The 22,549-nt window shown below is 39.5% G+C and carries 21 protein-coding genes and 1 other RNA gene; 11 read left to right on the top strand and 11 right to left on the bottom strand.

Features of this window, described 5'->3' with window-relative positions; translation table 11 throughout:
• Positions 1-3: 3 nt before the first annotated feature.
• Positions 4-765: a hypothetical protein gene (locus tag H5125_RS08025; protein ID WP_182743959.1), complete on the top strand. Its 762-nt coding sequence runs from the start codon at positions 4-6 to the stop codon at positions 763-765.
• A 49-nt stretch (positions 766-814) separates the two neighbouring features.
• Positions 815-1,252 (top strand): DUF2513 domain-containing protein, encoded by a 438-nt coding sequence (locus tag H5125_RS08020; RefSeq protein ID WP_182743958.1) that lies wholly within the window; start codon positions 815-817, stop codon positions 1,250-1,252.
• A gap of 639 nt (positions 1,253-1,891) precedes the next feature.
• Here H5125_RS08020 and ssrA read toward each other — a convergent pair.
• Positions 1,892-2,247, bottom strand: a transfer-messenger RNA (tmRNA) gene (gene ssrA, locus H5125_RS08015).
• A 145-nt stretch (positions 2,248-2,392) separates the two neighbouring features.
• Positions 2,393-2,881 (bottom strand): SsrA-binding protein SmpB, encoded by a 489-nt coding sequence (gene smpB, locus H5125_RS08010; protein ID WP_011636568.1) that lies wholly within the window; start codon positions 2,879-2,881, stop codon positions 2,393-2,395.
• A gap of 252 nt (positions 2,882-3,133) precedes the next feature.
• Between smpB and H5125_RS08005 the strand changes: the two genes are divergently transcribed.
• Both H5125_RS08005 and H5125_RS08000 read left to right on the top strand, forming a co-directional pair.
• A complete protein-coding gene (locus H5125_RS08005) occupies positions 3,134-3,568 on the top strand; it encodes an SRPBCC family protein (RefSeq protein WP_162022595.1) in 435 nt (144 codons plus the stop codon).
• Positions 3,561-3,896, top strand: a complete 336-nt coding sequence (locus tag H5125_RS08000) for an RnfH family protein (RefSeq protein ID WP_101085549.1) — start codon at positions 3,561-3,563, stop codon at positions 3,894-3,896. Before H5125_RS08005 ends, H5125_RS08000 begins: the two co-directional genes overlap by 8 nt.
• Positions 3,897-4,011: 115 nt before the next feature.
• On the opposite strand, the gene H5125_RS07995 is transcribed toward H5125_RS08000, so the two are convergent.
• Positions 4,012-4,521 (bottom strand): outer membrane protein assembly factor BamE, encoded by a 510-nt coding sequence (locus H5125_RS07995; RefSeq protein ID WP_101085547.1) that lies wholly within the window; start codon positions 4,519-4,521, stop codon positions 4,012-4,014.
• Between the two features lie 318 nt (positions 4,522-4,839).
• Between H5125_RS07995 and H5125_RS07990 the strand changes: the two genes are divergently transcribed.
• From H5125_RS07990 to H5125_RS07965, 6 genes are all read left to right on the top strand, one after another.
• Positions 4,840-5,676, top strand: a complete 837-nt coding sequence (locus H5125_RS07990) for an SAM-dependent methyltransferase (protein ID WP_162022596.1) — start codon at positions 4,840-4,842, stop codon at positions 5,674-5,676.
• Between the two features lie 313 nt (positions 5,677-5,989).
• Positions 5,990-6,202 (top strand): hypothetical protein, encoded by a 213-nt coding sequence (locus H5125_RS07985; protein WP_101085543.1) that lies wholly within the window; start codon positions 5,990-5,992, stop codon positions 6,200-6,202.
• 7 nt (positions 6,203-6,209) lie between these two features.
• The gene (locus H5125_RS07980) at positions 6,210-7,955 is read left to right on the top strand and encodes a GGDEF domain-containing protein (RefSeq protein WP_182743957.1); all 1,746 of its coding nucleotides are present in this window, start codon (positions 6,210-6,212) and stop codon (positions 7,953-7,955) included.
• Positions 7,956-9,288: 1,333 nt separating this feature from the next.
• Positions 9,289-10,941 (top strand): malate synthase A, encoded by a 1,653-nt coding sequence (gene aceB, locus H5125_RS07975; protein WP_182743956.1) that lies wholly within the window; start codon positions 9,289-9,291, stop codon positions 10,939-10,941.
• A gap of 90 nt (positions 10,942-11,031) precedes the next feature.
• Positions 11,032-12,348, top strand: coding sequence for an isocitrate lyase (gene aceA, locus H5125_RS07970; protein WP_182743955.1), 1,317 nt, complete (start codon positions 11,032-11,034; stop codon positions 12,346-12,348).
• 436 nt (positions 12,349-12,784) lie between these two features.
• Positions 12,785-14,230, top strand: coding sequence for an HDOD domain-containing protein (locus H5125_RS07965; protein WP_409085812.1), 1,446 nt, complete (start codon positions 12,785-12,787; stop codon positions 14,228-14,230).
• A 67-nt stretch (positions 14,231-14,297) separates the two neighbouring features.
• Here the strand turns inward: H5125_RS07965 and H5125_RS07960 are convergent, their stop codons facing one another.
• From H5125_RS07960 to H5125_RS07945, 4 genes are all read right to left on the bottom strand, one after another.
• Positions 14,298-14,903, bottom strand: coding sequence for a nuclear transport factor 2 family protein (locus tag H5125_RS07960; protein WP_162022599.1), 606 nt, complete (start codon positions 14,901-14,903; stop codon positions 14,298-14,300).
• 49 nt (positions 14,904-14,952) lie between these two features.
• Positions 14,953-15,777: a M90 family metallopeptidase gene (locus H5125_RS07955; protein ID WP_182743953.1), complete on the bottom strand. Its 825-nt coding sequence runs from the start codon at positions 15,775-15,777 to the stop codon at positions 14,953-14,955.
• Between the two features lie 360 nt (positions 15,778-16,137).
• Positions 16,138-16,560 carry a hypothetical protein gene (locus tag H5125_RS07950; RefSeq protein ID WP_101085531.1) on the bottom strand — a complete coding sequence of 141 codons (423 nt, stop codon included), beginning with the start codon at positions 16,558-16,560 and terminating at the stop codon, positions 16,138-16,140.
• Positions 16,520-17,266: an AAA family ATPase gene (locus tag H5125_RS07945; protein ID WP_101085529.1), complete on the bottom strand. Its 747-nt coding sequence runs from the start codon at positions 17,264-17,266 to the stop codon at positions 16,520-16,522. The genes H5125_RS07950 and H5125_RS07945 overlap by 41 nt, the downstream gene beginning before the upstream one ends.
• Positions 17,267-18,013: 747 nt before the next feature.
• Between H5125_RS07945 and H5125_RS07940 the strand changes: the two genes are divergently transcribed.
• Positions 18,014-18,226, top strand: a complete 213-nt coding sequence (locus H5125_RS07940) for a DUF3820 family protein (protein WP_041413444.1) — start codon at positions 18,014-18,016, stop codon at positions 18,224-18,226.
• Between the two features lie 235 nt (positions 18,227-18,461).
• Here H5125_RS07940 and H5125_RS07935 read toward each other — a convergent pair whose 3' ends face one another.
• The 4 genes from H5125_RS07935 to H5125_RS07920 form a co-directional block, all read right to left on the bottom strand.
• Positions 18,462-18,983, bottom strand: coding sequence for a GNAT family N-acetyltransferase (locus tag H5125_RS07935; protein ID WP_182743952.1), 522 nt, complete (start codon positions 18,981-18,983; stop codon positions 18,462-18,464).
• A 57-nt stretch (positions 18,984-19,040) separates the two neighbouring features.
• Complete coding sequence (locus tag H5125_RS07930) at positions 19,041-19,343, bottom strand: hypothetical protein (protein ID WP_059747853.1); 303 nt, start codon at positions 19,341-19,343, stop codon at positions 19,041-19,043.
• A 174-nt stretch (positions 19,344-19,517) separates the two neighbouring features.
• A complete protein-coding gene (locus tag H5125_RS07925) occupies positions 19,518-21,254 on the bottom strand; it encodes a bifunctional UDP-sugar hydrolase/5'-nucleotidase (RefSeq protein WP_182743951.1) in 1,737 nt (578 codons plus the stop codon).
• Between the two features lie 221 nt (positions 21,255-21,475).
• Positions 21,476-22,525, bottom strand: coding sequence for a CNNM domain-containing protein (locus tag H5125_RS07920; RefSeq protein WP_162024297.1), 1,050 nt, complete (start codon positions 22,523-22,525; stop codon positions 21,476-21,478).
• Positions 22,526-22,549 lie beyond the last annotated feature (24 nt).

The following is a 22,549-nucleotide window of genomic DNA, read 5'->3' as shown; positions in this document are numbered from 1 at the left end:
TACATGGAAACCATAATCAATAGAGTGATTCGCCGCTTATTCCCAGAACTAACTGCAAAATTGCATTTGCCGCGATGGGGAGAAGTGATTGCCTTGCCTGAATTACCAACCGAAGACGGCGAACGCGGCAGTGATCCGTTTTATCCACGGTATGCAGTTGACGTGCAGCTGCTTGACGAAAACGGCACAGCAACAAAGTCAAAGGTACTTCAAGCAGTACCATTACCATTGCCAGGTGCAGGTAATAAAGCGGGCAGGTTAGAACCGCCGGCTATTGGTTCAATTGTCGAAATTGCATTTGCCTATGGCAGACCAGACAAACCATTCATCAGAACAGTATTACCCTTTGGTTGGGACTTACCCGCAATCAAAGAAGGTGAAACCCGCACCCAAGTACGTGATGGTGTTTATCAGCACATAGATGACATTGGAAACTTTGAAAATAAAACCGATGAATCATTAACAGACATCATAGGCAAACTAGCTGAACTACAATGTGAAACACGCAAGGTCACCGCCAGCATTGAACAAGACCACCGCAGTCCAAAAACATGGATTGGCAGCGATGGCGAGAATGTACTGAAACTATTATCAGAACTCATGGCAACCGTTAGCGCATTAGCAACAACATGCGCAAGTCACACACACCCGGGCATTGCATCGGGACCAGGTTCAACCCAACCACCAAATCAAGCAGGCGACTTCAACGGCAAAGCATCAGAAGCAGATGCACAAAAGGGAAGACTAGATCCAATCACAAAGTAGGTATATATTTTCTAAGTCATATTGTTGTGATGAATAAACAAGGAATGTTATGAAAGTCGACTTAGATTATATGAAAGATATATTTGCTGTATTTGTGAGTTCAGAGAATGCTCATGTGACGCTTCATGATTTAGCCGCTGAAAACATGTTGTTATCTGACGAACACGGTAAAGCAAATCAAAAGCTTCTATTTCACTTACAGATTTTTTTAGATAATTATTTCATTGGTACATCTACAGCTAATACGGCTCATAACCTTAAAGACATTGGGATATCAGGAACAGATACAGAATTATCATGTTCAATAAGAGAACTTCGTTTAACACAACGTGGGCATGATTTCGCTAATACACTTCAAAATAAAGCAGTATTAGAAAAGTTGAAATCAGAATTAAAAGATGCTCCTTTTAATGTCATATTTGAAGGTGGTCAAAAGCTAATACAGCATTACTTTAAAAAGAAACTAGATAATTTATTAGAAGAGTAATAGTTAAATTTCTACTGCCCAGTTAAGAACTGGGCTTTTTTATACCTGCAGTAAAGCTAACCACCTCTATGGGGTCGGTTCCCACGCAGGGACTTGAACCCGCGTCCATATACCACCCATCAAGAAACATAAACCAAGTCCTCAACACGGAAACCAACCCCGCAAAGAAACCACGCCACGAAATCCGCACTCTTCCTCACCCTCCTGCGGGCTCTTTATGTTAATTTTTTTTCAGTTTTATAGTATTGCAGTTCATAGGGCTAACCAGCGCCGACACTGGGCCTTTTGAATGATCGAAGATCTGAAAAGATCGCGATTTATTTCACTGTTTTACAGTTCTTAAAAACTGCATTGGCAGTTGGTAAAATCGTAAGTGTTTATTTTAATTGGTGTTGTTATGGATTTTGTGAGGATTTTATAAAAGACGTAAAAATAATTAACAAGGGTAAACTCAATTTAAAACAATGGATTAGATCGAAATAAAACTGAAATTAATATTTAATTGAAAAATATTTATATCGTAGAAAAAAAAGAAAGGAAAAAAGGGCAATTGTGGACAAACTTTTAGAGCTGCGTGGACACTTTGTGGACACTCTAAAGAAAAAGGACTTAGCCTTTCGGCTAAGTCCTTGTTTTAATTGGTGGAGGCGGCGGGACTTGAACCCGCGTCCAGAAAGCCTACATCCTCGGCACTACATGTTTAGTCTCTCTTTTATTTAACCAAGCAGTCTCCGAAAGACAGGATGCTACTTGGTGAGTCCGGTACTGTTTCGCGGTTCACCCCCGGACGGAGTTCCCTCGCTAGCACACTGTAATATGACCATCAGGATCCACTGTCCACGTGCGAAACGTGTGGTTGATGGCTAGCTAGCCTAAGCTGCTAGAGAGTAGTTAGAGTCGTTTGCAACTATAACGGTGCGGCTTTTTACGAGGCCAACCGCCCCTCGACATGCTCCTTGGGTTTCGTGAATCCTGTCGAATCCAGAATCGCCCCCAATTGAGTTAACTATAACGCTTTGTTAGATGAATACCTAGTATCCATTAACAAAATATAATCGTTTGTTCACTATCTGTTCGTTATAGGCCTATGTTCAATAACAACTTATCAATTTTAATCGTTTCAGTGGCCTACTAACGAGATTAAGCGTTTTCTTTGTCTTTTTTCATTACGCGAGCTTTTTCAATTTTCCACTCACGTTCTTTGGTATCTTCACGTTTATCGTGATCTTTTTTACCTTTACCTAAGCCAATTTCGACTTTTACCCAAGCACCTTTGCGCCAGTACATTGATAATGGTACCAAGGTATAGCCTTGACGCTCAATTAGGCCGGCAAGTTTGTCAATTTCACTGCGCTTTAATAGCAGTTTTTTGGTTCTGATTGGATCGCATATTACATGGGTTGAAGCGGTATTAAGTGGTTGAATAGTACAACCATGCATAAAGGCTTCACCCTCTTTAATATAGACATAACAATCAGATAAATTTACTTTACCCATGCGAATGGACTTAACTTCCCAGCCCATAAGTTGTAATCCCGCTTCGATTTTGTCTTCTATGCGGTATTCAAAGGTCGCGCGTTTATTGCGTGCGATGCTCGCTGAGGCGTTTGCTGATTTCTTTTTTACCATTATTATTACCGTTCTGATTGCCGTTATTGACCTGAAGGATGGTGCTGGACAACCCGCAGTGAGCCCATTTGATAAACTCTATTATGCTAATACTATTAACTAATAGATATGGGGGAGATTTTTGATATTTCAACGATTATACCCAGTTTCTTGGTGATTGTGTTATTTCCAACGTGATTTAACGCTCTCAGAGATGCCTTTTTTATTTAACGTGATAAAATCGCACTATTGTATTAACGATAGTGATGTCAGATGCCCAAGATTTCCAAAAGTATGCTGGTTAGATTTAGTGCCTTACAGATGTATGATTTAGTCAATGATGTTGAATCGTATCATGCTTTTCTACCGGGATGTGTCGGTGGTAAGGTGCTTGAGTTTGATGGTCAAACCATGGTGGCGTCGGTTGATGTTAGTAAGGCGGGGATCAGTAAAACATTTACCACCCGCAATCAAGTGATCCAAGCTAAATCGATTTCACTTGAATTGGAAAATGGCCCGTTTAAGTATATGCATGGCTTGTGGAAATTTACTGAGCTTACCGAAGATGCCTGTAAAGTTGAATTTGATTTAGACTTCGAATTTTCAAACATGCTGGTTGATATGGCGTTTGGCAAAGTGTTTAAAGATTTGATGTCGTCAATGGTAATGGCATTTACTGACAGGGCAAAGGTGATTTATCGTGATTAATGAAACAGAAAAGTTCTCGGTAGATGTTATTTATGCATTGCCAAAACAGCAGAAAATTATTTCGGTGATGGTGTCGCCAGGCACTACATTCATTGAAGCCGTTAAGCAAAGTGATATTGTTAAATTTTTTCCGGAGATTAACCTTGAAGAGGTTAAGCTTGGGGTGTTTAGTCGCCAGGCCAAACATGATGAGGTACTCGTTCCTGGGCAACGTGTTGAAATATATCGCCCGTTAATTGCAGATCCTAAAGATGTTCGTCGTAAGCGTGCCGAAAAAGCCAAAGATGAAGGTCGTATTAATAAAATCACCGGTGCTAAAGTCAATTAACTTACCACCAGTAAGGTGATGGATTAAGTTTTTAGGTGGTTATATAATAAAAAAGCAGGACTCTCGTTAGAGGTCCTGCTTTTTTATTGGCATAAATCACATGTTATCGTGTGGCTTATGTTGGTGCATTATCATTATCATTTTCGGCCTGGTTTTTTAACGCAGGACGTAGCTCTTCAACTAAAGGTTTCGCATCTGGACGAACTTCTGGTAATAAAGGCTTAAGATCCTGTTCGTTAACTGACGGCAACGAGCTTTCATCAAGTGGAGTATTAAATTCTGCACTTAGGTCATAATCACCAGCAACACTTGAAATCTTGTCGCCATTAAAGTGAATGATCAACTCTTTATGAGTAATGCTAGCATCTCGACCACTTTTAAAATGGTACACATAATACCAAGTGTCATCGGAGAAGCTGTCGCGCAATACTGGACGACCTAAAATATATTCTGCTTGCTCTTTAGTCATGTCGACACGAAGTTTTTCAACTTGTTGTGTTTCCATGTAGTTGCCTTGTGGCACATCTGGCTTGTAAATCAACCAATCAAACACACTGCATCCGCTAAGAGATAATGAAAGCGCTACTGCGCTTACAAGGGTAAGACTTTGTTTTTTGTTTATCATTGTCTGCGCTACTTCCTAAATTCTGTCGGTCATCATACCCAAGCAGTCCCTATGCTGACAAGGGTCTATTAGAAGATGTTGTGGTTTTGAGTCAATTTAGCGGTTGAAGTTCCATTTTCTTCGATAAATAAATTTAGAGTAAATTTTCATTTTTATTTAACATTGTACAAAAAATGTTGGTAGGATGTTGCTCAATTTATGATTTAGATGCCCTAGTTAACGTTTAATAATGTCAAGTGCTATTAATGCATAAGTTATTGATAATTTTATTTTATGCTTTTATTTTGCGTTGTAATTATTTCAAAATAAGAAACCACGATGACGAGACAACAATCACCGATAGCAACATTAACCAGTGCAAAGAAAGGTAACCTTGTTTGTGTTGGCACGGGATTACAGCTTGCAGGGCAAATAGGTGCATTAAGTTTGAGTTATATAGAGCATGCTGATGTGGTCTTTTCGTTAGTGCCCGATGGTTTTTCTGAACGTTGGTTAATGTCGCTTAATTCAGATGTTCGCTCGCTTCAACCTTATTATGCTCAACACGATGAGGTAAAAAATCGTCGTGATACTTATGCCGAAATGGTTGACGCTATCTTAGACGAAGTTCGCTTAGGCAAGTTAGTTGTATGTGCCTTATATGGCCATCCTGGGGTATTTGCTTGCGTAGCGCATTGGTCGATTAAACAGGCCCGCAGTGAAGGTTTGGACGCTAGCATGTTACCGGGTATTTCAGCTGAAGCTTGTTTGTGGGCTGATTTAGGCATTGACCCAGGCAATAGTGGTCATCAAAGCTTTGAAGCGACTCAGTTCATGCTTTATCACCATGTTCCGGATCCTACAACGCATCTTTTACTTTGGCAGATTGCTCTTGCGGGTGAACATACCTTAACTCAATTTAGTAGCACTAAAGATAAATTACAGATTTTGGTTGAACACTTAAATCAGTGGTATCCGCTGAATCATGAAGTGATTATATATGAAGCAGCAAATTTGCCATTTCAATCACCTGTTATAGAGCGCATGCCGTTATATGTATTGCCAGAGGCTAAACTAACGACGATTAGCACATTGTTAATTCCTCCAGCGCGTCCAATGACGCTTAACCATGAGATGTTAGCCAAATTAGGTATCGCCGAAGCAGATATTGGCTAAGTATTTTTATGGCTGTTCACAAATGAGGTAATAAAGTAATAGTATGCTTTAAACCGCCGTACTTTTATCGACAAGCTATTAATGGTGATTATTGGATGTAAATGATTCAATCTTAGCGAAATTGATACAGTTTTTATTGATAAAAAGATGTTAATGGGCAATTTTGTGTAGAGATTTTCGATAAAACAATTGGTTACGACGTTTTTTGTCGACGGAACGACCCAGTAAAGTTAAAGTTGTTACCAATGATAATCACATAGATGTAAATTTAAGTCGCTAATTACAAATATAATCTAGAATATAAGGTTACGATATGTCTAACATGAATACATTTTTTACTAAGCTTGGAACGGACGCCGCTTTATTGGAAGCATATAAGCTTGATCCACGTGGTGTAATGAAATCAAATGGATTAACACAAGAAGAGATTGAAGCTGTGATGTCAGGAGATAAAGCACGTGTTAGCCAGTTGTCTGGTGATAAAGAAATGGCCATGTATATGATTATAAGTAATCCGACAGAGTAATTATTTTTTGCCTCAAATATTGATGTATTTTTTTATTATCATCGTGTTGCTTTTTAGCCGCGCGGCGATAGCTGACAACATCGATTATGATAAAGAACTCGACACTATTGAACAATCTTTGAAGACTGATATTGGTTATGCCATTGAAAAGATTGATACCGCGTTATCCTCTGAATCGTTACTCACCTCACCACAGCATAGCCGTCTGTATATGTTGCTAGGTACAAAAGATCTTTATTTAGGTCATTTTGTCGAAGCAGATAAAGCTTTCGATGAAGCACTGACATACGGACCACTTGGTGAAGAACTCACCAATATTTATTTATTGAAAATCACTGCAAATATCGGCTTGAGTAATTATCAAAAAGCTTTTGCTCTTTTAGAGGATAACCTTTCTCGTATCGACAGTTATCAAGATCAAAGTATCAAAATAATGTCCTATATTCGCTTGATGAATGTGTATTTACAGCTTAATGCTTATGAGGAAATGCTACGTATCGCGCAATTAGCACTGAGTTTAAACCAAGGTAAAGACCCAAAAAGTGAATGTTTTTCGATGTTATATCACTCAGTTGCTCATTTAAAGCTAGCCCACTTTGATCAAGCCGAGACGTTCTTTAAAGACACTCAACTTTATTGTAAAAATCATGGTTTTCCATTGATTGAGATTATGTCAATTAAGGGGCAAGGTAATGTTTTGTTTGATAAGGGCTTATATGCTGAAGCAGAACCATTTTATCTAGTGGCTTTAGAGCGCTACCAGAAGTTTAAATTTCAAATTGAGATTAATGAAATACAGTCTTATTTGAGCTCGATATATTTCCATCTGGGTGATTATCAGCAAGCCGATATGTTTGCGCAGTTAGTTAATGCTTTACCCAATAAGCCCAGTAATATGCAGGTAAAAAAACGTGTTAGCGAAATACTGTCTTTAATTGCGGGTAAACGTGGTCAGTTCGATAAAGCATACCAATATCAAGTTGTTGCTTCTGCACTTGGTCAGCAATTACTTGATGAACAGAAAGTAAAAGAAAATGCCTACCAAATGGCTCGCTTTGATAGCGTTGAAAAAAATCGTGAGAATACCAGCTTGATCCAAGACCATGAACTTTTGATGAAACAAAAAGATTTATTCATGAAAGAGAAAAGTTCATCGATTATGTTTTCAACATTATTAGTTGGGCTTTCTGTTGGTTTATTATTGTTATTAATATCTGCTTGGATGCAGCGTAATCAATTTATGAAGCAAGCGCAGCGAGATGGATTAACAGGTATCTTTAATCGCCGTACAGGGCAAGAAATGGCAGAAAATGAATTTATTCAAGCTCAAATGCTTGGCGAGTCATTTTCTGTGCTGTTGATGGATTTAGACTTATTTAAAAATATTAATGATCAATATGGTCATGCTACGGGCGATTGGGTATTAAAAAAGGTCACACATGTGATTGGTGAAATGTTAAAGCCGACCCATATATTTACCCGAATGGGTGGGGAAGAGTTTGCTATTTTTATGCCAAAGCAAACTGAAGATATCGCGGTTGAATTTGCCGAACAGGTTCGCCATGCCGTTGCCAATATTAACACCCGTTTCTCAGGGCACGATTTTACTGTCACAGTGAGTTGTGGTGTGAGTAGCGTCGATAAGGATGACCTAAGCCTCGACCCGTTAATTCGCCGTGCCGATTTAGCGCTTTATAAGGCTAAACATAACGGTCGAAATTGCGTCATCTGTTATAACGACGCCATCAACTAACGATAACCCTCTAGCTGACTGTATATCCCTCCCGTGTATTACCTTGAGTAAAGTAAATCAACATATGCTAAACCAGTTTGTGATAGCAGCTAAACGCTGACACTACGGCAGTTGTGAACGTTACAGTGCACTGGATAAGGAAAGTTAATCAAAGCTTTTTTATCAGTGTAATTTGCGCTATTAATTTATCACAGACACGCTATAAGTGCGCCTTGTTAGTCGAGCAACGAGTAAGTTGGATAGTGCAGATTTGAAACAATCTCTTTTTATCGCGCAACCCCATCGTTTATTCTGAGTTAATATTATGCATTTATGGTCTGCACCAAATAGCTTCAAGGTAAAATCCTCCGCTACAAATGCTAACGCTATGTTCGTCTCATTTGTCACTTACAACATGTGTTAACTCCATACACTCATCACCGTTTGCGTTACCTTGTTGGCCACTCTATTTGAGCTAGAGCTGAATCATTAACTATTTATCAATAAACGACAATTAACATACTGTGAGCGAAGCTTGGTTATTATTGGCATATTCCGCCCAGAGCAAATCACCGTTGGTTACTTGTTGCTGCACCATTTTGGTTCTCTATTGCCCCATTTATGAAGTTTTTTCAATTATTTTTAAAAAAATTGAATTTTATTTAAAAAAAACCAATCTACTTGAGCTTGTTGATCGGGTGACGTAACTCACATTTTAAGCCGTCGCGGCGGCTTATTTTATTCCGTTTACGTAAACGTAAATTTAAAACAGTTGTTTAAATTTAATGGTTAATTACCTAATTTTAACTATCTGTTTTTAAAGATTAAAACCTTATTACGTATAGGTAAGCTAGAAACGTTACAAAATTGTTTAATTCAATAGCATAGACTAAAGTTTTGTAAATATAATTATACACCAAGTAATAATATTACAACCTTTTTTACCATTATCATTTGCTGGTCAATTGGTAAGATGAATTTCAGACGGCCAATTTAAAGTATAAGCTCTATTTTATTATTGTGTTTAATATCATTTATTTAAGTATGTATTTCTCGGTTGGTAAGACCATTTTATGTGATCTGTAACACTGGTTTTTAAGTCGTTTTGGTAAAGTGAAGACTGTTGCAATTACAAACGTTTTTGGTTAGTTTTTAGTACGAAACAGACATTTGAAAGTTTTTGGTAAACAGTCAGCTTCAGTTAAATGTTATTAGAAATGGTTTATTTGAACGCGAATATATACGCCGATGAGTTGGTATAGATAAGCGTGATAAGTAGACAGTAGATAACGTAACTACACAGTGAAGCATGACAACCGATATCAAAACAGACAGCATTTAGGGAGCCATTATTATGACGGCAGAACAATTAGTAGCTCAATACAGTAAGTCCACAGCAAATGCTGATGATTCGATTAAAACCGATCTCACGTTTATTGGTCCCACTGTCAACGGTCAAGAAGACGTTTTTAACTCTGGCGCTGTGGCTTTCCTTGATTCGTTATGTGCAAAATTTGTTGATGAAGTACCTGAGCTATTAGCTAAGCGTAAACAAAAACAAGCTCGTATTGATAATGGTGAGTTGCCTGATTTTTTACCTGAAACTCGTGCAATACGTGGTGGTGATTGGACTATCCGTGGCATGCCTGATGATCTCACCGACAGACGTGTTGAAATTACTGGCCCCGTTGACCGTAAAATGATCATCAATGCTTTAAACGCCAATGTAAAAGTGTTTATGGCCGACTTTGAGGATTCATTAGCACCGAGTTGGCAAAAAATTGTCGAAGGACAAATTAACCTTCGTGATGCCGTTCGTGGCGATATTGAACTAACCGTTCCTGAAACCGGTAAGCATTATTCGTTAAACCCTGACCCTGCAGTGTTAATTGCTCGTGTACGTGGTTTGCATCTTATTGAAAAGCACATTGAATACAAAGGCAAACCTATTCCTGGTGGGTTAGTCGATTTTGCTATGTACTTTTACCATAATTATCGTCAGCTGTTAGCTAAAAAATCTGGACCTTACTTTTATATTCCTAAGTTAGAAAGCCATGTGGAAGCGCGTTGGTGGGCAAAAATGTTTGCCTTTGTAGAAGAGCGTTTTTGCTTACAGCCTGGCACGATTAAATGTACTTGTTTAATTGAGACATTACCTGCGGTATTTGAAATGGAAGAGATTCTTTATGAACTTCGTTCAAACATTGTCGCGCTTAATTGTGGTCGTTGGGATTATATCTTCAGCTACATCAAAACCTTAAAGAACTATCCGGACCGTGTACTACCCGACCGTCAAGCGGTAACGATGGATACTAAATTTTTAAGTGCTTATTCACGTCTATTGATAAAAACTTGCCATAAACGTGGCGCACTGGCCATGGGCGGTATGGCAGCATTTATTCCTGCTAAAGATGAAGCGACTAACGAACTGGTACTGCAAAAAGTGCGTGGCGATAAAGAGTTAGAGGCTCGCAATGGCCATGACGGTACTTGGGTCGCACATCCTGGTTTAGCCGACACCGCAATGAAAATTTTCAATGATTACATCGGTGGCGATAGAACCAATCAATTACACATTACTCGTGATGTCGATGCACCCATTTTAGCCAGCGAGTTACTTGAGCCTTGTCAAGGCGAGCGAACTGAAGCAGGCATGCGTTTGAATATTCGTATTGCGTTGCAGTACATCGAAGCGTGGATCCAGGGTAATGGTTGCGTCCCGATTTACGGTTTGATGGAAGATGCTGCCACGGCTGAAATATCGCGCACTTCTATTTGGCAATGGATCCAGCATGGTAAAAGTTTATCCAACGGCAAACTGGTCACTAAAGCATTGTTTAAAGACATGTTGAAAGAAGAAATGGCTAACGTGAAAGAGGAACTTGGTGCAGAGCGCTTTAAAGCAGGTGAGTTCGCCAAAGCGGCAGCATTATTTGAACAAATTACTACCTCTGATGAGCTAGTCGATTTCTTAACATTACCAGGATATGAACTGTTAACGGCGTAATGTCGGATAACGATATTAATTACAACACTACTGAATTAGGCAAAGTTGAATGATTCACTTTGCCACCCTCATACAGTAAGGAGCGACACTATGACTACACAACTTACTCGTCAGCAACAGGTTGATGTAATTAAGAAAGATTGGGCTGAAAATCCACGTTGGAAATCGGTTAAGCGTCCTTTTACTGCTGAAGAAGTTGTCGCATTACGTGGCTCTGTTGTGCCAGAAAATACCATTGCTAAAATGGGTGCTGCAAAATTGTGGGAACTGGTTAACGGCGGCGCTAAAAAAGGCTACGTAAACTCACTGGGCGCACTTACTGGTGGTCAAGCGGTACAGCAAGCAAAAGCGGGAATAGAAGCGATTTACTTATCAGGCTGGCAAGTTGCTGCTGACGCTAACTTAGCGGGCACTATGTATCCAGATCAATCACTTTACCCAGCAAACTCAGTACCTGCTGTTGTAAGCCGTATTAATAACTCATTTCGCCGTGCTGACCAAATTCAATGGGGCAAAGAAGTAAATCCTGGTGATGACAATTACACTGACTATTTCCTACCTATTGTTGCTGATGCAGAAGCCGGTTTTGGTGGTGTATTGAATGCATTTGAACTAATGAAGTCGATGATTGATGCTGGTGCTGCAGGTGTTCACTTTGAAGACCAATTAGCGTCTGTTAAGAAGTGTGGTCACATGGGCGGTAAAGTGCTCGTACCAACTCAAGAAGCGGTACAAAAGTTAGTTGCTGCACGTTTAGCGGCAGATGTTAGTGGCGTTAATACCTTAGTTATTGCACGTACTGATGCTAATGCTGCTGATTTAATGACTTCTGATTGTGATGAATATGACCGTGAGTTTGTTACTGGTGAACGTACTAACGAAGGTTTTTACCGCGTTAGAGCTGGTTTAGACCAAGCTATTTCACGTGGTCTTGCTTATGCGCCTTATGCTGATTTAATTTGGTGTGAAACAGCTAAACCTTGTCTTGAAGAAGCGAAGAAATTTGCTGATGCCATTCATGCACAGTACCCAGATCAACTACTTGCTTATAACTGTTCACCTTCGTTCAACTGGAAGAAGAATTTAGATGACGTCACTATTGCTAAGTTCCAGCAAGAGTTGTCTAACATGGGCTACAAGTACCAGTTCATCACGTTAGCAGGCATTCATAACATGTGGTACAACATGTTCGATTTAGCCTATGACTATGCACGTGGTGAAGGCATGAAGCATTATGTTGAAAAAGTACAAGAGCTTGAATTTGCTGCTGCTAAGAAAGGTTATACCTTCGTATCGCACCAGCAAGAAGTGGGTACAGGTTACTTTGATCAAGTGACAACGTGTATTCAAGGCGGTAAATCGTCAGTAACAGCGCTAACGGGCTCTACTGAAGAAGAACAGTTTTAATCGTTAGTCCCAACCGTTTTACAAGTTTGGTCACTTTGTGACTGTTGTAACCCCGTGCGGCTCACCTACAGGTCGTACGGGATTTTTATCCTCATATGATGGTTTATAAGCGAATGCTTAGTTGTTAAACCTGATTGTTTGGATACTTCCTACCCGTAAGTTTTTTCCAACCACACTATTGTGATTGCGGCTCTTGTGAGCCGTTTTTTTTATTTGGCCTCAAACTTACACATTAGCCGTACATAGTTTATACACTAAATATAGCAGTCCGTTGATTATTTAGACATGCGTACAATAAAAGGCAATCAAAGGATTACACTTGTTCTAAAATGAGTATACTCATTTTAATATCTATTAAATATGGGTTAATTTTTTGAAAGCTTCAAATCAACAAAAAGGCGCTGATTACTGGACTAAACGAATTAGTGAGCAAGAAATGCCTGCGTTGTGTTCAACGGTTCGTGACTTAGAGAAACTGGCCAAAGATGATGTGTCTTCATTGGCGTTGCTAGGTCGCAGTGTGATGCATGATAATGCGTTAACCTCACGAATTTTACGTGTTGCGAACAGTGCTATTTATAATAAAGGCATTAATCAGGTTTCTACTGTTAGCCGAGCTGCAGTGGTACTCGGGTTTGATACTATTCGAAATATTTGTCTCACCGCCAAATTATTAACCAGCTTATTAGAAAACAAGCACTTGTCCGAAGGTGTTTATATTCGCTTATTAAAGCTAATGGCCCAGTCGTTTCAATCGGCTATGTTGGCGCGAATGATGATGAATGATAGAGGGGAATCATTACGTGAAGAAGTCTTTATTGCTTCTTTGCTTTACCGGATTGGGGAAAGTGCTTTCTGGAGCATGGGCGGAGAGACTACTGAAACATTAGATCGTAAGTTAGCGGCGATTGATGACAAAGTGGAACGGAGTTTTGTAATAAGAGCAGAACTAGGAACCTCTTTTGTTCAACTTACACAGGGTATTGCGAGTAGTTGGGGTTTAGGAGAAGTATTACAAAAATCTTTAGCCCAACCTGATGACCGTATGCCTGAAATTCGTTGTATTTTTTTGGCAGATAAATTATCTGAAATTCTCTCAAAATCAAATGTAAATCAAGTTGAACTGCAAAAGCGAATTAAACAAATTGCGGAGATGCTAGATATTAGCCCAAAGGAAATGACCCAAAGAATTGTGTCTTGCAGTGAAGCGACTCATAAATTAGCGGCGGCCTATGGCGCTAAGGTTTTAATCCCCTATATTGCTAACTCCAGTAAGATATTGATTCATAAAAGTGCCGTATTAGACTTGAGCCCACAAGATGCAACTGCAGACGAGCCTGAGTTAGATGTAGTATTAGAAATACGTCGTGTGGACCAAAGTTATCAATTGAATAAACTACGTCAACTTACTCAATATGCAGTAGAGAAAACTGATTTCAATCAAATTATGCGGACTACATTAGAAGGTATTTTAACCGGAGTAGGAGTCGACCGTTGTGGTGTTTTACTTTTATCGCCAAGCCGAAAGTTGTTACAACCTCGAATAATGATGGGCGACGGTGTTGATATGCTTCGGCAGGCTTTTGTTATTGACCTTGATGATAGAAAATCTGTCTTTAGTCAATGTATTGAACAAAAGCGCAGTATTTGGGTTAATGCGCCTTCTTCGCAAGATTGCAAAGTACAAATCGATTATGCACTCGTGGAAAAATTTTCGATATTTGGTTTTTTGATTGCGCCATTAGCCATTGGTAATAAAGTACTTGGATTATTTTATGCTGATAGGCATTGCACTGCTCGTCATTTTGAATCGCAAGATAATGACAGTTTTACTCATTTCTGCCAGTTAGCGAACGTGTGTTTTGCCGTGTCGATGAGTTAATATAGTGGACTGAACAAATAATAAGGAGATGCCTATTGGGCATCTCCTTTTTTCTATCATTTTGTGATTATTGCATAATTAAGCTGGTAATACGTTTGGCTTTATCGTTTGGAATTGGAAAACTCAAATGATATTGCGCTATTTTCCATCCTTCAGAAGTTTGTACCAACGCACCAGTACCCCGACTGATGCCATACGCCGGGCTATAGAGCTGCTCGTCAAATACAATGGTATCGTCAATTTGTAACAAGTGACGTGACTTTAAATCGTAACGCCAGCCTTTAGTGGGTTTGGCATAATGCTCAAATTCAACCATATTCCAACGCTCTGAATCATCGGTACCAATAAACACCGCTTGTGGATGATAAAGGCTAAAATAAGTGGTCCAGTCAGCAGCAGCTGCACTTTCATGTAATAAATTTAACAAGGCGCTGACTTCTTGGTTGTCTTTTTCTGATAAGCCTTGGCTATCAATTAACTCATTTTTTTGGCTAATATCTTTTATAACAGCTTCACTTTCGGAGCTCACTTGCTGACTAACTTGTTTGTTTTTAGGCTCTGTTTGACTCTGTTCAAGTGTTGATTCTTCGGCTTCAGTTGCATGTAAATCGAAGGCTGCCACTGTCGTCATTAACACGGCAATAAAACCGAGTCGGTGAATGATTGATTGCATAGTATTCCTGTTAACCTAGTAAATTATTATTATGTGTTTTAATACTTTTTTAATGCCAATTTATTGGATCTAGCTGATAAAACTGGCTCAATTCTTTATACAATTGTTGATGCTGTTGGTAAAACGCCACGGGTCGTTCAAAAAACGTTTCACTTATCACTGCAAAAAACTCCGCCGGATTGGTCGCGCCGTAATAGTTAAATAATGACGGGATATGGTGTTGAGCGCAATACTGAAGTTGCTTAAATTCTTGCCCCAATGTGCTAGACCATGAACGATATGAAGTGATATCGCGCAGTGGTGGTGCACCATTAGCTGTTCCATCTTCTTGATCAAGCTGGTGAGCGAATTCGTGTATAACAACATTGCTACCATCAAACGGATCGGCAGCGCCTTCTATAGTGCTGTTCCATGACAATACGACTTTGCCATATTCCCAAGACTCTCCCAGCAACACATTGCGTTGGCTTGATTGTACCCCTGCGAGATCCGTGCGGTTTTTCTCAACGATAAACGCGCTTGGATAGACTAAGATTTGTTTAAGTTTTGGGTAATAGTCAGTTTTACGGTTGAGTAATAATAAACACGCTTGGGCTGCAATCGTCACTTTTACTTCGTCATTGATTTCGAATCCGTCACAACCGATAAATTGTTTCTCATCAATAAATATCTGAATATGCTTTTTGAGTTGAAGTTGCAAATCCGTCGGCATGGCTTTGAAATAAGGAAAACGCTTTTTTAATATATGACGCCATTGAGTGGGAAATGGTTTGCTGGCGACAATGCTACGTTGACGGTTGAGGCGCCATTGGCTACTGACAATCCATGCCACAGCTGTTATTGATATAACGAGTAATATTACAATCGCGATCATAGAAGTGTCCTGGTAGTCGAAGAGGGCGTTAAGATTGTTATTTTAAGATTATGTATTATCTGAGCTTGCAATTTTTAGCATGACTCATTTAATTCATTCGCTAGTCGCTGTTTAATTCCATGAGTATTTAATGGGGCAGTTTGTTAGCAAATTCAAGCTTTAGGAAAAACTAAATAGCAATGGGAGCCATAAGTGATAACGTAGTTTGCTTAACGTGTAGGTTGGGATTTTGGTTAAATAAAAGCACTGGCTAGCAAATATTAGTCTCATATTTACTGCCAGTGAAAGGGCGGGGATAAAGTGGTCGTCGTTGTGTTTGGTTAAATTTATGTTCAATTAACTATTTGTCTGCAAAATTAACTATTGGTCTGTAAAGCTAACATCTAACCGTTTTTGTTGTTGTGGAGATAGACTAAAATATTGTGAAATCAACTGCCTGATAAGTTTTGATTTTGCTATTCCTCCTTGCTGACTGAGTAATGCGAGCTGGCTTATTGCCGTTTCACTTAAGGTATAGGTACAACGTCTAAAAGGTTGCTGTTTACTTTTATTGACCGATTTTATTGGCTCTACATGCTGTGGATATTTTCGTTGTAAAAAATCGATTATATTGTTTTGCTTACCTGCATCGCTTGTCATTAGCGTTTGCTTTTCCTCATGTTGAGGACGGTCTTGGCCAGCAGCATATAAATCGGCTGCTGCAATAAAGTCATCAATTGATACTGCAATGTTATTGGTGCTTTTACATAACGAAGCGTTTTTCTTGAGATCGGCTAGTCCCATAATTTCCTCTCATCGTGGTCACGTTCGATGCAGTATTGCGCTGTTCAATGAGTTGCTTTGCATCAGTAATGTCGAGTAATTCACAGGCAATATTGCGCATTTCTTCTGCAGCTTTACCTTGGGGTTCTAACTCAAATACTGATAAGCCAGATTCTTCACTGTCGTCGTAAATATTGCGGCTGTAGTTAACGGCATCTAATACATTAATGTCATAAGTACGACAGACATCTTTTGCTTCAGTAATTCTGCTTGCCTGGTTCGGTAAACTTGGGCATTGAGTGATCACAAATGATGCTTTCATTTTTGGGTTTATCATCAAACAAGTTGAGACGATATCGTCCATATGGCTGACGGTTTTTAAATCTCGTCGTTTTGGGCGCAATGGCATTAATACATAGGATGCAACTGACATGGTTGCTCTAAGCGCTAGATTATCTTGGCCACCACAATCGACAATAACATAGTCATAATGTTGCTCTAAGCTGAGCAAGTCATTACGAATTTTGCCATACAGTTGCACGCAGTTAATGGCCGGCAGTTTTGGGTTGTTGTTCCGAGCTTGGATCCAGTCTGATGTGGTTCTTTGCGGATCGCAGTCGACCATAATCACGCTGGCTTGAACTTCATTGGTTAGGAAGACTGCAATATTTTGCGCAAGGCAGCTTTTACCACTCCCCCCTTTTTCACCACCAACTAATATGATCATGGATGTTGCCCTCTCAATATAACTAACTTACACCGTTAAATGTAATTGATACTACACTGTAATAATGGTTATAGATTTAGTCAATTAGCTGATTTTTGACGGTTTTTTATTAATGTCTTCGAGGCGGTTATTTGACTGTTTTGACCATAAAGGCAGAAAATTGACAGCAAAGGTTTGCATCCGCCAATGTTAGTGAAAGGTTAAATTTAATAATGACTTGCAGCTGTTATGTGCAAATAACATTGTTGTTTTATGAGGTGTTTTCAATGCATATAAAATATGAATACGTGTTTTATATGCATTAAATGACTATAAATCTATTTTGATATAGCTAATTGATATATTTTAGGGATGCAGCAAAACGAGTTATTTTAAGCTTAAATTTGATTCAATCGGTTATTTTACGCTAACCAGTGGTCTTATTATTGTCCGATATAGTCAGTTACAATCGCTTTTGAACTGAGCCTGGGGTGAGTTTGAATAGAGGCGACGATTCATTCAGCATGAGTTTACTCAGGGTTGGTTGATTAATGAGCCGCTAACCTCTCATTAATTAACCCAGTATCAATCATTGTGCATTTCACTCGTTGTACTTTTTTGATGGCCCGTAATGTCAATCGCGTGCATTGTCAGTTCACTTTGCTTAACTTAAAGCAGTTTTGATAAAGGCTTTGAACTGATAAAATAGTTAATGTAATCGGTATTACATTAACCTAATCGATAAACAAAGGCGTGGAGCCATAAGTGATGAATGAGCAGCAATTGTTAGAAGCGATTAATCAAACCATGCCATTTGGTAAATATGCTGGTCGTAAATTACTGCAGTTACCAGAACCTTATTTGGTTTGGTTTCACTCTAAAGGTTTTCCTGAAGGCAAACTTGGTGAGCAACTAGCATTAATGTATGAAGTGAAGCTCAACGGATTGGAAGAAATGCTTCAACCTTTGTTAAAGCGGTGAAGCTAGGTAGTAAGCGATGAAGCTGGTAACAAGCGATGACGAACGTAACAGCCTAGAGGCTAGCGCGGACTGCGTCCTGCTAGATCGCTACGCTGTTAAATAAAGCGGTCAAAGCGTTCGCTCGTTATCGTCCTAGCTCTACCGCTGTTATAGAATCTAGCCGCGAAGCGTCCTAGCACCTAGGCTTGTAACGCTCGTTATCGTTTTTTATCGCTTTTATAGCGTTCTCGCAGGACTAAGCCCGCCCTAGTAGCGAGTCTATTAACCGTTTTTTCATGTAAAAGCCGGTAAACGTTTGGCCACACTTTTGTTGATAGCTTGTTTGTTGCAAAACAAATCCCATAGCTTCAAACAACGGTTTAGATAAGTATGACGCATCAACACTGAGATAAGGATATGGTTGCTGAAGAGCCCAATGTTGTAAGTGTTTATAGAGTGCGCGGGCGATGCCTTGCTGCTGATAGTCGGGGTGAACGTATAAGCAGTCAATATACCCCTGGTGTTTAAAATGAGTTTCTAGACTAATAAAACCAATGATCTTTTGGTTATCAAGTGCTAACCAGGCTTTATTTCGTTTGTATCGTAGTTGCCAAAATTTGGCCGAACGGGGTGCTGATGACCAAGCATTGAGTTTTAAGGTCGGGTATCTTGGATGAATAATGCCTTGTACAGCCGTATGGTATAATTCACTTATTTGAGTTGCATAGGATGCAGAAAAATCAACGATTTGATGAGGTTGATTTATTGAGTTTTTCATAAAAAAGACCAATCGATAAGATTGGCCAATTATGTAAGTTTTTTACGATAAAACGTACTATTTTTTATTAATATTGCCAACAAACATGATTTTATCAAAGGTTCTGTTTAGGCTTGAGCTTTTAAAGTCGCTCATCCACATTTGTTCCGACACTTCTACCTTATCGCCTTTAGCCACTTCAGTTTGCGGACCCGCAGCCCAATATGTTTTGTCAGCTTCTTTTAGTTGAACGTAGGTATAACCGCCACCATTCATGGTGTCGAGTACTTCGCCTTGATGCAAAGCACCTTGTGCCCATACAGAAGAAACACCCATAGCCAAAGTGGCAGCGGCAGCAAATGCAATTAATTTAGCTTTCATGTATGTATTCCTATTTTGCCAAAAATGATAATTAATGAGGATATTAATTCAACCTTTGAACTATTTAACCATCTCTGCTCATTATGGTCTGTGATCTACCGCGAATTATTGTCTTCTATCTGCTGTTAGGTGGTTTCTTTTAGGTATTGTCTTCTAAATATATGAAGTTGCCGTTTAATCGCGATGGCTAATGTAATGTACATTTGTAAACAGTTGTCCCGTAATGAGATGGCCATGTTGACTAACAAAATCGATAAAGGCTTCTGGCAGCGTTTGATTGCTCATCGGTTGCTGCCAGTGGGCATGCAATAACGCATCATAACCTTCCTTACCCGCTGCGGTATAAGAACTTGATACGCCAATATACAACTTATTAGATTCAAGAGTTTGCCATTGATCCTGCTTGTAGATATCAATTTGAGTGATCCGCTGGCCTTTAACTCGCTTACCATCATAGAAGTAGCGTAATCCATAGGGGTAGGGGAAACTGCCCGCACCTGTGCCGACAATACCATTATTGGTAGCGCTATTGATGGACGATTCTAAAGCTTCAATAATATGTTTACCCATAATTTGATACAAGGTTAGGGGTAATTCGAATGGCAAAATGCGGCCAATAACATCGGCAAGTGATAATTGCCCTTTATTGAGTGATTGCCTTACACCTCCCGCATTATGGAGTGCAAAATCGATATTTGGCTCAATGTATTTAGCCGCTTTATACATGCTACGACTCACCCAAGGGGCTATTTCACTGCCATGAGGCAGCTGTTTGCTGGGCAACCTAGTGTGGACAAAGTTTCGAGGTATATGAGCCAGTATTTGGTTTTCTAGCGCATCTAATGATGGGCGGTATTGGCTGTGAATCACCTGATGAATAGCATCATCATGCTTAGCGTCTTTTATGCTTGGGTGATTGAACAACTGCTCGATTAAATCTGCGGCAATAGTACTATCGGCAGGCTGTCCGTCTTTGGTGCTGACATGAATATTGTCATCAAGCATAAAATAGTTATTACCGATAAGTTCGGTTACTTTGCCATTTGAATCAAAATTGATTTGAGCAATACCCAGCGTTTCTGCATATTTTCCGGCATGCAAAATAGGCGTTGAGTTTATGGTTTCTGCGTAAGGAATATCGCTTAAGCCAATGTTGCTCATATTACCTTGGAGAGTATGAGAATGTCCGCCGACAATTAGACTTATGCCGTCGACACAGGCAGCAAGTTCTTGGTCTTGGTCTAAACCTAGGTGGCTTAGTACAATAATATGATTAATGCCTTGCTGTTTCAGTTTTTGAACTGTTTTACGGGTAGTGTCGATAGCATTAACAAAGTGGGTATCGGGATCCGGCCTAGCAATTAAATGCATTTGATCTAAGGTAATACCAATAATAGCCATTTGGATATCGTGAAATGGCTTTATCAATACTTTTGCTGTCCCGGTGCTGTCATCAAAGTCGTACAACATCGGGTGGCCGTATAATCGACCTGTTTTCTGCCTATCTTCTGCGCTTAAATCCATATTTCCGGCTAATACCGGAAAGTCGATACGGTTCAAAAAGGCCTGCACAGGGCTGTTACCTGCATCGATTTCATGATTACCCAACACCATGGCATCAGGTTTGAGTAAGTTAAGAAGGTGTGCATTGGCCGCACCTTGAAACTCCCTAAAATATAAAGTGCCCTGAAAGCTATCGCCGCCATGTAAAAATAGAAATGGAGTTTGCTCGGCTGCGGCTTGCTGCCTTGTTTGTTCAATTTGGTAACCTAAACGCGCATAGCCACCTGAATGGCCTTCAAGTGTATAAGTGCGTTGCTGGGCTGTCAGGCTAAACTGGACTGGACTAGGTTCGAAGTTAGAATGAGTGTCATTAATATGAGCTATAGATAAACGATAAATATGTGACATTTTTTTCCTCAATATAATGTCACCATCTTATACTAATTTAGCTAAACATGTCATCACTGCGCGTTGTTGTGATCTTTATATTGCAGCTCAAACAACGGAAATGATGGTACTAGTTGGCTGGATATAGCCAATACAGTTTGTATTAAAAAATGCGACCAACAGAATGTTAATAATTGATTTTTTGATTATGTATCCGTGCGCAAGTGGCTTAATTAACCAAGTTAATTATCATCGTATATAACTAAACCTTTATTCTTGATTCGTCGTTGCCACAGCTTACGCGCCAGAGCTTGCATGTTGGGAGCTAAATCCTTTGAATCAACGATTTCTAAACCAATTAAGGTTTCGATGATATCTTCAATTGTCACTATCCCTTCACTTGAGCCATATTCATCAACCACTAATGCCATTTTAGCATTACGTTTTATCATTAATTGAAACAGTGGCAATACTCTTACGGAAGAGGGGACTACAAGTAACGTTTTTAAATGAGTACCAATTTCGGTATCTGGTGCTTGTCGAGACTGAAGGATAATGTCATTACGATTGACATAACCAATCACATTATCTCGGTCACCTTGGTAAATCGGAAAACGAGTAAACGGGCTCGACAAATATTGGTCGATAAATTGCGCATGAGTGATGTGAGTCGATAATTTAAATATTACCGTTCTGGGGGTCATGATGTCGCTGACGTGCATGTCTTTCATCGATAACATTTGGGTTAAAATTTGTGATTCTTGTTCACTTAACTCACCACTGTCTTTACCCATTTTACTCATCGCGCCGAGCTCTTGACGAATGTATTGACCGTTATTACCTTTGCCTAACAGATTGGTGACTTTTTGAGACATCCAAATTAAAGGCATGGTCATTTTTTCCATCCAGAATAAGCATACCGATACCGATGGCGCCAATTTACGCCAATGATTAGCCCCTAATGTTTTAGGTATGATTTCTGAGAGGAACAAAATTAAAAAAGTTAGAACAGCAGAGAATACCCCAAGCATTTGACTACCAAACACAATAGCCGCCTGTGCGCCAGCAATAGAAGCACCCATGGTATGTGAGATGGTATTTAGCGTTAGGATAGACACTAAAGGAGAGTCAATATTTTGCTTTTGCTTATCGAGCTGCGCAGCAATAAAGGGGTTAGTTTCTTTTAGGGTTGCGATATAACTTGGAGTGACAGATAAGAGAACTGCTTCAAAAATACTACACAAAAAGGAAATCAAAATAGCAAAAGAAACAATCAATAAAAGGGTTAACATAGTGTGAGTAAAAACTTCCTCGTA

Origin of the sequence: Shewanella sp. SR44-4 (genome assembly GCF_014163715.1) — a bacterium.
Taxonomy (GTDB): domain Bacteria; phylum Pseudomonadota; class Gammaproteobacteria; order Enterobacterales; family Shewanellaceae; genus Shewanella.
This window is presented reverse-complemented; position numbering and strand designations above follow the sequence as displayed.

Excerpts from the sequence above, each read along its gene's own strand:
- H5125_RS08025 (WP_182743959.1), top strand. The coding sequence starts at position 4 with ATGGAAACCATAATCAATAGAGTGATTCGCCGCTTATTCCCAGAACTA.
- H5125_RS08020 (WP_182743958.1), top strand. The coding sequence starts at position 815 with ATGAAAGTCGACTTAGATTATATGAAAGATATATTTGCTGTATTTGTG.
- smpB (WP_011636568.1), bottom strand. The coding sequence starts at position 2,881 with ATGGTAAAAAAGAAATCAGCAAACGCCTCAGCGAGCATCGCACGCAAT.
- H5125_RS08005 (WP_162022595.1), top strand. The coding sequence starts at position 3,134 with ATGCCCAAGATTTCCAAAAGTATGCTGGTTAGATTTAGTGCCTTACAG.
- H5125_RS07995 (WP_101085547.1), bottom strand. The coding sequence starts at position 4,521 with ATGATAAACAAAAAACAAAGTCTTACCCTTGTAAGCGCAGTAGCGCTT.
- H5125_RS07990 (WP_162022596.1), top strand. The coding sequence starts at position 4,840 with ATGACGAGACAACAATCACCGATAGCAACATTAACCAGTGCAAAGAAA.
- H5125_RS07985 (WP_101085543.1), top strand. The coding sequence starts at position 5,990 with ATGTCTAACATGAATACATTTTTTACTAAGCTTGGAACGGACGCCGCT.
- aceB (WP_182743956.1), top strand. The coding sequence starts at position 9,289 with ATGACGGCAGAACAATTAGTAGCTCAATACAGTAAGTCCACAGCAAAT.
- aceA (WP_182743955.1), top strand. The coding sequence starts at position 11,032 with ATGACTACACAACTTACTCGTCAGCAACAGGTTGATGTAATTAAGAAA.
- H5125_RS07965 (WP_409085812.1), top strand. The coding sequence starts at position 12,785 with ATGCCTGCGTTGTGTTCAACGGTTCGTGACTTAGAGAAACTGGCCAAA.
- H5125_RS07960 (WP_162022599.1), bottom strand. The coding sequence starts at position 14,903 with ATGCAATCAATCATTCACCGACTCGGTTTTATTGCCGTGTTAATGACG.
- H5125_RS07955 (WP_182743953.1), bottom strand. The coding sequence starts at position 15,777 with ATGATCGCGATTGTAATATTACTCGTTATATCAATAACAGCTGTGGCA.
- H5125_RS07950 (WP_101085531.1), bottom strand. The coding sequence starts at position 16,560 with ATGGGACTAGCCGATCTCAAGAAAAACGCTTCGTTATGTAAAAGCACC.
- H5125_RS07945 (WP_101085529.1), bottom strand. The coding sequence starts at position 17,266 with ATGATCATATTAGTTGGTGGTGAAAAAGGGGGGAGTGGTAAAAGCTGC.
- H5125_RS07940 (WP_041413444.1), top strand. The coding sequence starts at position 18,014 with ATGAATGAGCAGCAATTGTTAGAAGCGATTAATCAAACCATGCCATTT.
- H5125_RS07935 (WP_182743952.1), bottom strand. The coding sequence starts at position 18,983 with ATGAAAAACTCAATAAATCAACCTCATCAAATCGTTGATTTTTCTGCA.
- H5125_RS07930 (WP_059747853.1), bottom strand. The coding sequence starts at position 19,343 with ATGAAAGCTAAATTAATTGCATTTGCTGCCGCTGCCACTTTGGCTATG.
- H5125_RS07925 (WP_182743951.1), bottom strand. The coding sequence starts at position 21,254 with ATGTCACATATTTATCGTTTATCTATAGCTCATATTAATGACACTCAT.
- H5125_RS07920 (WP_162024297.1), bottom strand. The coding sequence starts at position 22,525 with ATGTTAACCCTTTTATTGATTGTTTCTTTTGCTATTTTGATTTCCTTT.